Below are 13,880 nucleotides of genomic sequence, written 5' to 3'. Positions count from 1 at the left end.
ATCAAGCTTCTTGACATCGAGCGACATTCTCCGTCACACTCCAGGAGGACCTGCAGGGCTGACGCTAGGGGTGGGACATGGGGCTGCGGAGGAGCCAATCGGCGGACGGTGGCATCGGGACCGGCGGCACGGGGCGCCGGACCGGGACCGCCCCGGCCGCCGCCGACGCTCCGAAGCGCCCCGGAACCCTGGCGCAGCTGCGTCACCCGCCTGGCGGACACGACGCCCGCCGCATGCTCGCCGCGCTGTTCCTGGACCGCGTCGGCAACGGCGTCTGGGCCTCCTCGCTGGTCCTGTACTTCACCGTCGTGGAGCACCTGAGCGCCCGCCAGATCGGCGCGCTGCTCGGCGTCGCCGGTCTGGTCGGCATCGCCGGCCCGCCGATCGCCGGCGCGCTGGCCGAGCGCCGTCCGGTGCGCTCGATCCTGGTGGCGTGCCACCTGATGAGGGTGCTGACACTGTGCGCGGTCCCGCTGTGCCACGGCTTCGTGCCGCTGCTGGCGGCCACGACCGCGACGACGCTGTGCGACCGCGGGTCGAAGACGATGGAGATCGTCTTCGCCGGCCAGGCCGCCGGGGAGCAGCGCGCGACGTACCGCGCCTTGTCGCGGGTGGTGATGAACGCCGCCTACGCCCTCGGCGCCGGACTCGCGGCGATCGCGGTCGCCGTGGGGACGAGCCGGGTGTACGAGGTGGTGGTCGTCGCGAACGGGCTGTCGTACCTGGCGGTGGCGGCGATGGTGCTCCGGACGAGTCGGCGGGCGCCGATGCGGGCGAGCGAGGCTTCCCCCAAGACAGCCACCGCGCGCGGCCGCAATCCCTGGCGAGACGCGGGCTACCTGCGCTTTGTGCTGCTCGACATCTTCCTGAACCTGGACGACGCGATCCTGACCGTCGGCATCCCGCTGTGGGCCGTGACCCGCACCGACGCCCCGCACGCGGTGATCCCGGCCGTCATGGTGATCAACACCCTGATGTGCGTCTTCCTACAGATGCCGGTCTCGGCCCGCGTGGTCGGCGCGCGACCGGCAGCACGCGCGGCGTGCTGGTACGGCGTGGCACTGCTCGCCGGCTGCGCACTCATCGCGGGATCGGGCCACACCGGCGCGGCCGTCGCGACGGTGACCCTGCTGCTCGCGGCAGCGGTGGTGACAGGCGCGGAACTGGTGCGCTCACTGGTGTCCTGGGAACTCGCGGTGTCCCTGGCACCGGCCGACGCACAGGCTTCGTACCTGGGCGTGGCCGGCATGGCGCAGGCGATCGAACGCTCCGCGGGCCCGGTGGCCCTGACCAGCGGCGTCCTGGCCGCCGGACCGATCGGCTGGCTCGGCCTCGGCACGGTCGTGACGGGCCTCGGCGTCGTGCAGCGCAGAGCGAGCCTGCGACGTTTGGACCGCCTGGACCGCCTGGACCGCCTGGACCGCCGGGCGACCGGCGAGAGCACGGCTCCGGCGGGCAGCGGCGCGCCTGCCGCAGTGGCCTGACGCGCTCGTGGTTCGCACCGCGGCGGCTGGTGGGTGGGCGTTTTAGGGTGCGGCTGGTGCGGTTGGTTTGTGGGTTTTATAAGCTTTTTACGTCTTCGAGCATGGTTTGATGGCCTCGCAGGGGGCGCAGTTCGGTAGTGGGTGGCTAGGGTGCGCTGGCGGCCGGCGGTGGTGGAGGGACACGACCACGCGCCGGTCCGAGTCACTGCGCATGCGTTGGGGGTGGCGGGTGTCTGCCGCGTTTGGTGGGCACCTGAAGTCAACGTCAAGGGCAGGCGCCTCCGGCGGGGGCGCTCTGCAACGGGGGGTCGGGCCGGGTTAGGTGGCTCGGCGGCGGTCTGAATGTTGGTCGCCTTTGTCCCGGATCCCTCGCCGCTGTCGTCGCCGTAGACGGAATCATTGCGGCCTGGCGGAGTAAAGTCGGATCGCAATTGCTGTGGTGCCGTTTCGTGCGACTTGACACCGCCAGTCCGCAATGATTGGCAAAGCCCGCCGACAGCGACGAGGGATCCGGGACAACACCCTTGTGGGGAGGAGGTCCCCGCCTATCGCAGAACGCTCACCACTTGCAGGCTGCCAGTCCCGGCGCGATGCCAGGAAAAGGCGAAACTGCCTTTCCCAAAGATGTCAGCGAGTAGGTGAAACAGCAGCCTGCCGCCCACGTCGGTGGATCCTCCACACCATACCTGGGTTGTCCCGCATTCCCCGTCGCGTCGGCGGGCTCTGCCAATCTTTTCGGACTGGCGGTGTCAAGTCGAGCGTTTCTCCACCACAGCAAAAGCGATCCGACCTTACTCCGCCAGGCCGAAATGATTCCGTTTACGGCGACGACGCGACGGGGAATCCGGGACAAGGCGACCACAAGCAACGACCGCCAGCAGACAACGCGACCGTCCCCTCCCCGGAGCGAGGCCGCTCGCCGCGAAGGCGCCGCCGGAGGCCCTGCCCTTGACCTTGACTTTCGGTGCCCCTCAAACGCGGCCGCGACCCGCCAGACCAACGTGTGCGCAGTGACTCGGACCGGCGCGTGGTCGTGAACAGCCTCCACCGCCGGCCGCCGACGCGACCCGGCCACGCACCACCGAACTGCGCCCCCTGCGAGGCCATCAAACCATGCTCGAAGACGTAAAAAGCTTATAAAAACACACAAACTAACCGCACCGACACCCAGACCGGCTCAGTAGCTGTAGAAACCCTTCCCCGACTTCCGCCCCAGATCCCCGGCCGTCACCATGCGGTTCATCAGCTCCGGGGGGCTGAACTTCTCGTCCTGGGTCTCGGTGTAGATGTTGCGGGTGGCGTCGCGGAGGATGTCCACGCCGGTGAGGTCGGCGGTGGCGAGCGGGCCCATGGTGTGGCCGAAGCCGAGCTTGCAGGCCAGGTCGATGTCCTCGGCGGTGGCGACGCCGGATTCGTAGAGCTTCACGGCTTCGACCACGAGGGCGGTGATCAGGCGGGTGGTGACGAAGCCGGCGACGTCGCGGTTGACCACGATGCAGGTCTTGCCGGTCTCCTCGGCGAAGGCGCGGGCCTTGGCGAGGGTTTCGTCGGAGGTCTTGTAGCCGCGGACGAGTTCGCACAGCTGCATCATCGGGACCGGGGAGAAGAAGTGGGTGCCGATGACGTCCTGGGGGCGGGAGGTGACCGCGGCGATCTGGGTGATGGGGATCGCCGAGGTGTTGGTCGCCAGGACCGCGCCGGGCTTGGCGAGCTTGTCGAGCTCGCGGAAGATGTCCTGCTTGACCTCGGCGTTCTCGAAGACCGCCTCGACGATCACGTCGGCGTCGGCGACCGCCTCGGCGAGGTCCGTGGTCGTGCTGACGCGGGCCGTCGCGGCCTCGACTTCCTCGGCGGTGTAGCGGCCCTTGGAAGCGAACTTCTCCAGCGAGGCGCGGATGCCGTCGGCGCCGCGCTTGAGGGCCGCGTCGGTCACGTCGCGGAGGGCCACCTCGTAGCCGGCGGCCGCGGCCACCTGCGCGATCCCCGAGCCCATCAGACCGGCGCCGATGACGGCCAGCTTCTTCGACACTGCGCTACCTCATGCTTCACAAGGGGTGATTTGCTAGGACGTCCAAAAAGATAACGCGGGCATGGCCGCGCCCGGCGCGGACGGCGGCGTAACGCTCGTCACGGGACGTCTGCGCGGTCTACGGATAGGGGTCGGGGTCCGGCTCCCGCTCGATCTGCGCGCCGAGCGAGCGCAGCTGGGTGACCAGGCCCTGATACCCGCGGTCGATGTGGCGCACGTCGGAGACCGTGGTGTGCCCGTCGGCGACCAGACCGGCCAGCACCAGCCCGGCGCCGGCGCGGATGTCGGTGGCGCGCACCGGCGCCCCAGACAGCCGCTCGACGCCGCGCACGATCGCGTGGTGCCCCTCGGTGCGCACCGAGGCGCCGAGGCGCGCGAGCTCCTGCAGGAACACGAAGCGCGCGTCGAACAGGTTCTCGGTGACCATCGAGGTGCCCTCGGCGATCGAGTTCATCGCGGCGAACAGCGGCTGCAGGTCGGTGGCGAAGCCCGGGTAGGGCAGCGTGACGATGTCCACGGCCCGGGGGCGGCGGTCCATCGACACCCGGAAGCCGGTCTCGTCGGGCACGACCGTCGCGCCGGCCTGCGTCAGCTTGTCCAGGGCGATCTCCAGGTGCGCCGCGTTGCCGCCGGCCACGCGCACGTCGCCGCGGGTCATGGTGGCCGCGACCGCGAACATGCCGGCCACGATGCGGTCGGCGACCACGAGGTGCGGCGAGGGCGCCGGGGACAGGGTGTCCACGCCCTCGATGACCAGCGTGGAGGTGCCCGAGCCGTCGATCTTGGCGCCCATCGAGGCCAGCAGGGCGCAGATGTCGACGATCTCCGGCTCGCGCGCGGCGTTGTCGATGACCGTGGTCCCGCGGGCCAGGACGGCGGCCATCAGGATGTTCTCGGTCGCCCCGACGCTCGGGAAGTCCAGCAGGATGCTCGCGCCGGTCAGGCCCTTGGGCGCGGAGGCGACCAGGAACCCGTGCTCCTGGGAGATGTCGGCGCCGAGCCGCTGCAGCCCGTCGATGTGCATGTCCAGCCCGCGCGAGCCGATGGCGTCGCCGCCGGGGTAGGACACCTTGGCCTCGCCCTGCCGCGCCAGCAGCGGGCCCAGCACGCAGATCGAGGCGCGCAGCCGGCGCACCAGGTCGTAGTCGGCCTCGGTGCCGGGATCGGCGGGCACGTCGATGACGATCGCCGACCCCTTCTGCGGCCCGTCCTCCCGCTCCGGTCCCGGCTCCCAGTCCAGCCGCACGCCGCAGCCGAGGCGCCGCAGCAGCTCGGCCATCAGCTCGACGTCCAGGATGCGCGGGACACCCCGCAGCTCGGTCCGGCCCTCGGCCAGCAGGGCGACGGCCATCAGCTTCAGCGCGCTGTTCTTCGCGCCGCACACTGCGATCTCGCCCGCGAGGCGGGCACCTCCGGCAACTCTGAAACGCTCCACGACCGGCCATCCTGGCACACTCCCGTACCGCGTCCGGGTGACCGGCAGGCAACCTGGGGCTTTCGATTCGCGTCTTCGTAGTCGCCATGGACACCTGGGACAACGCGCGGCCTGACCGTGATCAGCCGACGGACGGTGCCTCGGCGATCCCCGAGGAGGGGTCGCGGGGGACCTCGGAGACGACGCCGGCGGCGGCTTCGAAGTCATCGGCGGCCTCCGAAGAGGAGCCGTACGCACTGCCGGAGCTGCGCCGCGCCCTGAACATCATCGCCGACCACTACACCTCCGTCCCGCAGCCCGACCTCTTCCCGAAGGTCATGGCGCGGGCCACGCGGATCCGGCGGCGGAACCGCGCGATCCGCGCCGTCACGGCGACCGCGGCACTGGTGGTGGCGGCGATCCTCGGACCGTCGGTCGCCTCGGAACTCGGCGTGCGCGGCGGGGACGCCTCGGCCGCCCCGCCGCCGTCCGCGATCGTGGACCTGACGAGCGCGTACCCGGTGACGGCGGCGGCGCAGAGCGGCGTGGCGGTGGCGATGCCCACCCAGCCGGACAACGCCCTGAACTGGCCGAGCCGCGGCACGACGGTCCCCGCGCAGGCGGTGGACGTCGCGAAGTCGTACTTGCTGGACCACGCCGGCTCCTCGGCCACCTCGGCCACCGCGACCGTCACGACCCTGTGGGCGCAGGTGGACGCGGACACGACGGTGCCGTCGGTCAAGCGCGCGCCCAAAGCGACGCCGATGCCGCAAGCGCAGGCGCAGGCGCCGCAGAAGGCGGCGCACAAGACCTGGCTGTACGTGATGCAGGGCTGGACGAACGGACCGGACGGCACGCCCTCGCAGGCCGAACTCCTGGTCGGCGACTACACGCAGACCGGCAAGGCCTCGAGCATGTCGGTGTACTCGAGCCCGGTGACCTTCGCCCACCCGCGCCCCGGCTCGGCCGACGACATCGACGACGTGCAGCAGATCGCCGAGCTGTCGGTGTACCTGCCGCAGAGCGACCGCCTGGTGGTGCTCGGCACGCCGCAGACCGAGACGGTGCTGTACGCCAAGACCGGCGGCGACCTGGTCCCGCAGAAGACGGACGGCGGCGTGGCGGTCTTCCCGCGCACGAAAGAACTGGTGAAGGGGCACTACGCCGACACCATCCAGGTGCGCGACGCCAAGAACGTGGCGCTGACGCCGCCGAAGGCGTGGAGCGCCGCGGACTTCGTGCTGAGCGGGATGATGAGTCTGTGGAACAGCGCCGGCAACGGGTGGGTGACAGTGCCTCTGCGCTCCGGCGCCGCTCGCCCGACTCAGGACTCGGGCACAGAAGCCAGTTCAGAACCCAGCACCGGACCCAGCGCAGAGCCGAGCACCGGTCCGCCGACGCAGACGCAGCCGCCGCGCCTCACACCGACAGGCGCGCCCTCGGTGACGCCGCCGAGTCCGAGTGAGAGCGTCGGCGCCGCCACAGCGCCCTCAGGGCAACCCACCGATACCAGCGGTGCCACCGGGCTCGCGAGTACGTTCTGACGGCTGTCAGGCGGCCTCTGAAGGCTGCTGACAAGCTCTATCAGGTACGTAGAAGATCCCCTACCGCTCCCCGCCCGGCACCCATAGCACATCCCCGTCCCCGCCGTGCGAGTCGGTGTTCGCCACCCGCGCCAGGATGAACAACAAGTCCGACAGCCGGTTCAAGTACTTCACCGCCAACGGATTCACCCCGTCCCCGTACTCCTCCACCGCCGCCCAGGCGCTCCGCTCCGCGCGCCGCACCACGGTGCGCGCCACGTGCAGCTGTGCGGCGACCACCGTGCCGCCGTTGAGGATGAACGAGCGCAGCTTCGCCAGGGTCTCGTTCCACTCGTCGCACGCCGCCTCCAGGCGCTCGACGTACTCCGGCTCGATGCGCAGCGGCGGGAACTCGGGGTTCTCCGCCGGCGGCGTGCTCAGGTCGGCGCCGAGGTCGAAGAGCTCGTTCTGCACCCGCAGCAGCAGGGCCCTGATCCCGTCGTGCAGCATGCCGAGGTCGTTGGTCGCGAACGCCACGGCCAGGCCGATCGCCGCGTTGGCCTCGTCGACGTCGGCGTACGCCGCCAGGCGCGCGTCGGTCTTGCGGACCCGGCTCAGGTCGCCGAGGGCGGTCGTGCCGTCGTCGCCGGTGCGGGTGTAGATGCGGGTCAGGTTCACCATGGGCACCACGCTAGCCGGTGGCCGTACCCGGTGCATGACACCGGTGGGGCGATTGTGGCGGGTCTCACCGGGCGGGGAAGCCGGTCCGGGAAGGCGCCGGAAAGGCGGTCGGAGGAAGCCGTTCCGAGGAAGCCGGGGCGCGGCTCAGCTCACCCGCGAGATGTTCCATCCCGGCGGCGCCGCCTCGACCCATGTCAGGAACGCCATCATCGACTCCGTCGACATCGCCAGTTCCACCACGCGCCCAGCCGCCGAACACTCCAGCACCGCCCAGCCGGGCAGCAGGGTGCGGCCCTCCTCCCCGGCGGCGTCGCGGCGGGCCACGACGTCGAACCCCCGCCGAGCCAGGCTCGTGCGGGGGCGCGGGGAGTAGCTGAACACCCGGTAGAGGTCCACCGTGAGGTCGCGGTAGCGGCCGACGGCGAAGGACCAGCCCGAGGCGTCGCCGAGGACCGGCAGCGGACCGAAGCGGACCGCGCAGTCGAAGGCTCCGCCGCCGCGGCGGATCAGATGGCGGCGCATCGGGATGAAAGCCACGGACAAACACAGGATCACAAAGCAGACGGCCAGGATCTCGACAGCGCTGAGCATTTACGAAAGCTCCTCACCGTCGAGTCCCGGCCGCATCTACGTGTACCTCAGGGCCCTCAGTGCGCCGTGCCCGCGCCCACGGACGCGTCACCGGACACCCGCAGCTGCGCCTCGGCGAAGCGGAGGTCCGCCTGCGCCTGCTCGCGGGCCGCACTGTCCTCGCCAGCCGCGTCCTCGGCCGCGCGGGCCTGGGCCGCCAGCTCCCGGGCTCCCGCGACGTCGATCTCCTCCGGGAGCAGGATGCTCTCGGCCAGGATCGACACGTCGTCGCGGGCGACCGACAGGAAGCCGCCGGAGACGACCACTTCCCGCAGTCCCTCTTCGGTGCCGCGGACGCTCACCACGGACGGCGCGAGGATGGACAGGATGGGCTGGTGGCCCGGCAGCACGCCGGTGTCGCCCTCAGTGGTGCGGGCGATGACCATCTCGGCCGTCCCCTGCCACACTTTGCGGTCGGCCGCCACCAACGAGACGTTCAACCGGCGGCTCGCCGCGTGCGACTCGCTCATGCCCGCTCCAGCTCCTTGGCCTTCTTCTCCAGGTCCTCGATGCCGCCGCACATGAAGAACGCCTGCTCCGGCACGTGGTCGTACTTGCCGTCGGCGATCGCGGTGAAGGCCGCGATGGTCTCGTCCAGCGGGACGAACGAGCCGTCGATGCCGGTGAAGATCTTCGCCACGAAGGTGTTCTGCGACAGGAAGCGCTCGATGCGCCGCGCGCGCTGCACGGTGACCTTGTCTTCCTCGGAGAGCTCGTCGATGCCGAGGATCGCGATGATGTCCTGCAGGTCCTTGTACTTCTGCAGGATCGCCTTGATCCGGGTCGCGCACTCGTAGTGCTCGCGGGAGATGTACCGCGGGTCCAGGATGCGCGAGGTGGAGTCCAGCGGGTCCACCGCGGGGTAGATGCCCTTCTGGGTGATCGGACGGCTGAGCACCGTCGTGGCGTCCAGGTGGGTGAAGGTGGTGTGCGGCGCCGGGTCGGTGATGTCGTCCGCGGGGACGTAGATCGCCTGCACCGAGGTGATCGAGTGGCCCTTGGTCGAGGTGATCCGCTCCTGCAGCACACCCATCTCGTCGGCCAGCGTCGGCTGGTACCCCACCGCGGAGGGCATGCGGCCCAGCAGGGTCGACACCTCCGAGCCGGCCTGGGTGAACCGGAAGATGTTGTCGATGAACAGCAGCACGTCCTGCTTCTGCACGTCGCGGAAGTACTCCGCCATCGTCAGCGCGGACAGCGCGACCCGCAGACGGGTGCCCGGCGGCTCGTCCATCTGGCCGTAGACCAGCGCGGTCTTCTTGATGACGTCGGTCTCGGTCATCTCCGCGATCAGGTCGTTGCCCTCACGGGTGCGCTCGCCGACGCCGGCGAACACCGACACGCCGCCGAAGTTCGCCGCGACGCGGTAGATCAGCTCCTGGATCAGCACGGTCTTGCCCACGCCCGCGCCGCCGAACAGGCCGATCTTGCCGCCGTTCACGTACGGCGTCAGCAGGTCGACGACCTTGATGCCGGTGGTGAACATCTCGGTCTTGGAGTCGAGCTGGTCAAAGGAGGGCGCCTTGCGGTGGATGCCCCAGCGCTCCTCGGCGTGGAACTCCTCGCCCTCCTTGAGGTTCAGCACGTCACCGGTCACGTTGAACACGCGGCCCAGGGTGATGTCGCCGACCGGCACGCTGATCGGGCCGCCGGTGTTGACCACCTCGGCGCCGCGGACCAGACCGTCGGTCGGGTTCAGCGCGATGGCGCGGACCATGCCGTCGCCGATGTGCTGGGCGACCTCGAGGGTCAGGGTGCGGGTCTCCCCGAGGAACGGGTAGTCGATTTTGAGCGCGTTCAGCAGGTCCGGCATGCCGTCGACGGGGAACTCCACGTCGACGACCGGGCCGATGATGCGCGCGACGCGGCCGACGGCCTTCGTCGCGGTCTCCGTGGTCACAGTCATTTCAGTCACTTCCCACATTCGCGTCGGCCAGCGCGTTGGCGCCGCCCACGATTTCGCTGATTTCCTGGGTGATCTCGGCCTGACGGGCCGCGTTCGCCTGCCGGGTGAGGTTGTCGATGAGGTCCGAGGCGTTGTCGGTCGCGGACTTCATCGCGCGGCGCCGGGCCGCGTGCTCGGAGGCGGCCGACTGGAGCATGGCGTTGTAGATGCGCGCCCGCACGTAGTGCGGCAGCAGCGCGTCCAGCACCCGCTCCGGGGACGGCTCGAACTCGTACAGCGGGAACACCCCGCCGGCCGGGGTCTCGGTGGTCTCCTCGTACTGCAGCGGCAGGATCCGGACCGTGGTCGGCTGCTGCGAGAGCATCGAGATGAACCGGGTCGAGACCAGGTGGATCTCGTCCATCCCGCCCTCTTCGGCCAGGAACGCCTCGATCACCTCGTCGGCGACCGTGCGCGCGTCGGTGTACGCGGGGTTGTCCGAGAACCCGACCCACGAGCCGGCCATCGACCGCTCGCGGAAGGAGTTGTACGACACGCCCTTGCGGCCCACCACGTAGCGGACCGGCTCCTTGCCCTGCTCGCGCAGCAGCTGCATCAGCTGCTCGGCTTCCTTCAGGGTGTTGGTGTTGTACCCGCCGCAGAACCCGCGGTCACTGGTGACCACGAGCACGGCGGCCTTGGGCCGGACGCCGGCCTGCGGCTCGCGCTCGGTGGTCAGCGCGTGCGAGGCGTTGGAGCGTGAGGCGACCGCCGAGACGGCGCGTGTGATCTCCTCCGCGTACGGCGTGGAGGCGGCGACCTTCTGCTGCGCCTTCACGATGCGTGCGGTGGCGATCAGTTCCTGGGCGCGGGTGATCTGCTTGGTCGCCTTCACCGAGGCGATGCGGCGCCGGTAGACCCGGAGCTGGCCTCCCATGTCAGTTCACCCCTTCCCGCTGCTCGTCGTGCACTGGAGTCTGAGTCACCGGCGATCAGGCCTTGTGCTTGGTGATCGTGGCCTGGCCGACGTCGCCCTCGTCCATCGCCTCGGCCTTGCCCTGGTCGGCCAGCAGCGTGCCGTCGCCGAGCTCGAAGCCGCGCTTGAACTGCGCGACCGCGTCCTTGAACGCCGAGACGGTGTCGTCGGAGAGCTGGCCGGTCTCGCGGATGGAGTTCAGGACGCCGGAGTGGTCGGTCTTGAGGTAGGAGACGAACTCCTTCTCGAAGCGGCGCACGTCGGCCACCGGCACGTCGTCGATCGAGCCCGAGGTGCCGATCCAGATCGAGGCCACCTGCTCCTCGACCGGGTAGGGCTCGTACTGGCCCTGCTTGAGGATCTCCACCATGCGCTGGCCGCGGGCGAGCTGGGCCTTGGAGGCGTCGTCCAGGTCCGAGGCGAAGGCGGCGAACGCCTCCAGGTCGCGGAACTGCGCCAGGTCCACGCGCAGCGAGCCGGAGACCGAGCGCATCGCCTTCACCTGCGCCGAGCCGCCGACGCGGGAGACCGAGGTACCCACGTTGATCGCCGGGCGGACGCCGGAGTTGAACAGGTCGGTCTCGAAGAAGCACTGACCGTCGGTGATGGAGATGACGTTGGTCGGGATGAACGCCGAGATGTCGTTGGCCTTGGTCTCGATGACCGGCAGACCGGTCATGGAGCCGCCGCCCATCTCGTCGTTCAGCTTCGCGCAGCGCTCCAGCAGACGGGAGTGCAGGTAGAAGACGTCGCCGGGGTAGGCCTCGCGCCCCGGCGGGCGGCGCAGCAGCAGCGACATCGAGCGGTAGGCCTCGGCCTGCTTGGTCAGGTCGTCGAAGACGATCAGGACGTGCTTGCCGTCGTACATCCAGTGCTGGCCGATGGCCGAGCCGGTGTAGGGCGCCAGGTACTTGAAGCCGGCCGCGTCGGAGGCGGGAGCGGCGACGATGGTCGTGTACTTCATCGCCCCGGCCTCCTCCAGCGCGCCCTTGACGGCCGCGATGGTGGAGCCCTTCTGGCCGATGGCGACGTAGATGCAGCGGACCTGCTTCTTGGGGTCGCCGGACTCCCAGTTCTGCTTCTGGTTGATGATCGTGTCGACGGCGACCGCGGTCTTGCCGGTCTGCCGGTCGCCGATGATCAGCTGGCGCTGGCCGCGGCCGATCGGGGTCATCGAGTCGATGGCCTTGATCCCGGTCTGCAGCGGCTCCTTGACCGACTGCCGGGCCATGACGCCCGGCGCCTGCAGCTCCAGGATGCGGGTGCCCTCGGCCTCGATCGGGCCCAGGCCGTCGATCGGCTCGCCGAGCGGGTTCACCACGCGGCCCATGAAGCTGTCGCCGACCGGGGTGGACAGGATCTCTCCGGTGCGCGCGACCCGCTGGCCTTCTTCGATGCCTTCGTAGTCGCCCAGGACCACGACGCCGATCTCCCGGACGTCCAGGTTCAGGGCGATGCCCAGAGTGCCGTCCTCGAACTTCAGCAGCTCGTTGGTCATCGCCGAGGGCAGACCTTCGACCTTGGCGATGCCGTCACCGATCTCGGTCACGGTGCCGACTTCGTCCTTCGACGCCTCGGGCGCCTCGTAGGAAGCGACAAAGCGCTCCAACGCGTCCCGGATCTCCTCCGGACGGATCGTGAGCTCCGTCATGAGTATTCCTGCTCTCCTAGATTCATCCGGGCCGGGCAGCAGCGGGCTCCCTGATCGTCCAGGGACACCGCCCGCCGCCACCACCCGCAGGTCGTTTCTGGTGGGTAATTCGTCAGATCTTCAATTGGGCACAGTGTGCACTTCTTGTACGACGCTAAGCCTTGACGCCGAGCGCCGCTGCGCCGGTGCGCGGCTCAGCCGGCCAGCTGCCGCTGGGCCTGTCCCAGCCGGGTGGCCACCGTGCCGTCGACGACCTCGTCGCCGACCCGCACCGACAGTCCGCCCAGCACCGCCGGGTCCAGATCCACGTTCAGGTGGACCTGCCGGCCGTACAGCCGCTTGAGCACCGCCGCCAGACGGTCGCGCTGCTGCTCGGTCATCGGGACCGCCGCGGTCACGTAGGCGATCAGCCGCTGGCGGCGCGCTGCCGCCTCCTTGCCGATCTCGGTCAGGCCGGCGCTGATCGACCGGCCGCGCGGGGCGGCCACCAGGCGTCCCACCAGGCGGTAGGTCGTGACGTCGACCTTGCCCGAGAGCAGGCCGTCCACGAGCGCGACCCGCTTGTCCGCCGGGACCCGGCCATCGGCCAGGGCCAGCGCCAGCTCGCCGTTGGAGTCCAGCAGCCGGCTGAGCCGGAACAGCTCGTCCTCGACGTCGTCGAGCTTGCCGTCCCGCTCGGCGACCGCCAGGTCGGCGCGGACCGCCAGGTCCGCCACGGCGTCGGCCAGATCGCGCGGAGCGCTCCAGCGCGAGCGCGCCATGCCGGCCACCAGGGCGGCGGCGTCGGCGCCGATCTTGCCGGCGAGCAGCGCGGTCGCGATGTCCGCGCGCTGGGCCGGCTGGCGGGCCGGGTCGGTCAGCATGCGGCGCAGCGAGGCGTCCTTGCCGAAGGCCACCGCCACGGCCGACAGGTCGTCGGCGACGGCGGCGATGTCAGCGCCGGGCGCCGAGGTCAGCGCGTCGAGACGGTCCGCTCCGGCGGCCAGGGCCTCGCGGCTGGCGCCCTGCATCAGGCACCGGCCTTGGCGGTGGCCTCCGAGGCCGCGTCGGCCTTGGCCTCCAGCTCGGCCAGGAAGCGGTCGACGGTCCCGCGCTGGCGGGCCTCGTCCTCCAGCGACTCCCCGACGATCTTGCTCGCCAGCTGGATGGCCAGCGTGCCCAGGTCGCCCTTGAGCGCGGCGCGGGTCGCGGCGGCGTCGGCGTCGAGCTGGGCCCGGCCGCCGGCCACCAGGTTCTCGCGCTGCTCGGTGCCCTCGGCCCGCATCCGCGCCACGATCTCCGCACCCTGTTCCCGGGCGTGCTGGGTGATCTTGGCGGCCTCGTGCCGGGCCTCGGTCAGGTTGCGCTGGTACTCCTCCTGGAGCGCCGCGGCGGCCGCCTGGGCCTCCTCGGCACGGTGCATGCCGCCCTCGATGGCGTCGGTGCGCTCGTCCAGGGTCTTCTTGATGTTCGGCAGGAGCTTCTTCCAGAAGATCACGAAGATGATCAGGAACGCGATCGTGCCGATGACGAGCTCGTCGCCCTTGGGCACGACCGGGTTGAACTCACCGGCCAGCACAACCGCGGTGTTCGCAGCAGGCATCATGGTCTACCTTCCCTAGGTCCGT

At 70.3% G+C, this 13,880-nt stretch carries 12 protein-coding genes; 2 read left to right on the top strand and 10 right to left on the bottom strand.

Annotation, left to right across the window (positions count from 1 at the left end; all coding sequences use genetic code 11):
- Positions 1-77 precede the first annotated feature (77 nt).
- Positions 78-1,484 carry an MFS transporter gene (locus tag CACI_RS06075; RefSeq protein WP_012785444.1) on the top strand — a complete coding sequence of 469 codons (1,407 nt, stop codon included), beginning with the start codon at positions 78-80 and terminating at the stop codon, positions 1,482-1,484.
- A gap of 1,177 nt (positions 1,485-2,661) precedes the next feature.
- On the opposite strand, the gene CACI_RS06070 is transcribed toward CACI_RS06075, so the two are convergent.
- Together CACI_RS06070 and murA are read right to left on the bottom strand one after the other, a co-directional pair.
- Positions 2,662-3,513: a 3-hydroxyacyl-CoA dehydrogenase family protein gene (locus tag CACI_RS06070; protein WP_012785443.1), complete on the bottom strand. Its 852-nt coding sequence runs from the start codon at positions 3,511-3,513 to the stop codon at positions 2,662-2,664.
- A 118-nt stretch (positions 3,514-3,631) separates the two neighbouring features.
- Positions 3,632-4,948 carry a UDP-N-acetylglucosamine 1-carboxyvinyltransferase gene (gene murA / locus CACI_RS06065; protein WP_012785442.1) on the bottom strand — a complete coding sequence of 439 codons (1,317 nt, stop codon included), beginning with the start codon at positions 4,946-4,948 and terminating at the stop codon, positions 3,632-3,634.
- Between the two features lie 86 nt (positions 4,949-5,034).
- Between murA and CACI_RS52085 the strand changes: the two genes are divergently transcribed.
- Positions 5,035-6,471, top strand: coding sequence for a RodZ family helix-turn-helix domain-containing protein (locus CACI_RS52085; protein ID WP_012785441.1), 1,437 nt, complete (start codon positions 5,035-5,037; stop codon positions 6,469-6,471).
- 60 nt (positions 6,472-6,531) lie between these two features.
- On the opposite strand, the gene CACI_RS06055 is transcribed toward CACI_RS52085, so the two are convergent.
- The 8 genes from CACI_RS06055 to CACI_RS06020 form a co-directional block, all read right to left on the bottom strand.
- Entirely contained in the window at positions 6,532-7,131 is a 600-nt protein-coding gene (locus CACI_RS06055) for a cob(I)yrinic acid a,c-diamide adenosyltransferase (RefSeq protein WP_012785440.1), read from the bottom strand.
- Between the two features lie 144 nt (positions 7,132-7,275).
- On the bottom strand, positions 7,276-7,722 hold the full coding sequence (locus tag CACI_RS06050) for a DUF2550 domain-containing protein (protein ID WP_012785439.1): 447 nt from the start codon (positions 7,720-7,722) through the stop codon (positions 7,276-7,278).
- Positions 7,723-7,778: 56 nt separating this feature from the next.
- Complete coding sequence (locus CACI_RS06045; RefSeq protein WP_012785438.1) at positions 7,779-8,231, bottom strand: F0F1 ATP synthase subunit epsilon; 453 nt, start codon at positions 8,229-8,231, stop codon at positions 7,779-7,781.
- Positions 8,228-9,667, bottom strand: a complete 1,440-nt coding sequence (gene atpD / locus CACI_RS06040) for a F0F1 ATP synthase subunit beta (RefSeq protein ID WP_012785437.1) — start codon at positions 9,665-9,667, stop codon at positions 8,228-8,230. The genes CACI_RS06045 and atpD overlap by 4 nt, the downstream gene beginning before the upstream one ends.
- A gap of 1 nt (position 9,668) precedes the next feature.
- A complete protein-coding gene (locus tag CACI_RS06035) occupies positions 9,669-10,583 on the bottom strand; it encodes a F0F1 ATP synthase subunit gamma (protein WP_012785436.1) in 915 nt (304 codons plus the stop codon).
- 55 nt (positions 10,584-10,638) lie between these two features.
- A complete protein-coding gene (gene atpA, locus CACI_RS06030; protein ID WP_012785435.1) occupies positions 10,639-12,273 on the bottom strand; it encodes a F0F1 ATP synthase subunit alpha in 1,635 nt (544 codons plus the stop codon).
- Between the two features lie 194 nt (positions 12,274-12,467).
- Positions 12,468-13,283 (bottom strand): F0F1 ATP synthase subunit delta, encoded by an 816-nt coding sequence (locus CACI_RS06025; protein WP_012785434.1) that lies wholly within the window; start codon positions 13,281-13,283, stop codon positions 12,468-12,470.
- Positions 13,283-13,858, bottom strand: coding sequence for a F0F1 ATP synthase subunit B (locus CACI_RS06020; protein ID WP_012785433.1), 576 nt, complete (start codon positions 13,856-13,858; stop codon positions 13,283-13,285). Before CACI_RS06020 ends, CACI_RS06025 begins: the two co-directional genes overlap by 1 nt.
- Between the last annotated feature and the right edge of the window lie 22 nt (positions 13,859-13,880).

The sequence above is a fragment of the Catenulispora acidiphila DSM 44928 genome (assembly GCF_000024025.1).
In the GTDB taxonomy this organism is placed as follows: domain Bacteria; phylum Actinomycetota; class Actinomycetes; order Streptomycetales; family Catenulisporaceae; genus Catenulispora; species Catenulispora acidiphila.
Note: the sequence above shows the minus strand (reverse complement) of the source record. Positions and strands in the feature narration are given on the sequence as shown.

What these genes read in the sequence shown, in the direction of transcription:
- CACI_RS06075 (WP_012785444.1), top strand. Translation starts at nt 78, where the DNA reads ATGGGGCTGCGGAGGAGCCAATCGGCGGACGGTGGCATCGGGACCGGC.
- CACI_RS52085 (WP_012785441.1), top strand. Translation starts at nt 5,035, where the DNA reads ATGGACACCTGGGACAACGCGCGGCCTGACCGTGATCAGCCGACGGAC.
- CACI_RS06055 (WP_012785440.1), bottom strand. Translation starts at nt 7,131, where the DNA reads ATGGTGAACCTGACCCGCATCTACACCCGCACCGGCGACGACGGCACG.
- CACI_RS06050 (WP_012785439.1), bottom strand. Translation starts at nt 7,722, where the DNA reads ATGCTCAGCGCTGTCGAGATCCTGGCCGTCTGCTTTGTGATCCTGTGT.
- CACI_RS06045 (WP_012785438.1), bottom strand. Translation starts at nt 8,231, where the DNA reads ATGAGCGAGTCGCACGCGGCGAGCCGCCGGTTGAACGTCTCGTTGGTG.
- atpD (WP_012785437.1), bottom strand. Translation starts at nt 9,667, where the DNA reads ATGACTGTGACCACGGAGACCGCGACGAAGGCCGTCGGCCGCGTCGCG.
- CACI_RS06035 (WP_012785436.1), bottom strand. Translation starts at nt 10,583, where the DNA reads ATGGGAGGCCAGCTCCGGGTCTACCGGCGCCGCATCGCCTCGGTGAAG.
- atpA (WP_012785435.1), bottom strand. Translation starts at nt 12,273, where the DNA reads ATGACGGAGCTCACGATCCGTCCGGAGGAGATCCGGGACGCGTTGGAG.
- CACI_RS06025 (WP_012785434.1), bottom strand. Translation starts at nt 13,283, where the DNA reads ATGCAGGGCGCCAGCCGCGAGGCCCTGGCCGCCGGAGCGGACCGTCTC.
- CACI_RS06020 (WP_012785433.1), bottom strand. Translation starts at nt 13,858, where the DNA reads ATGATGCCTGCTGCGAACACCGCGGTTGTGCTGGCCGGTGAGTTCAAC.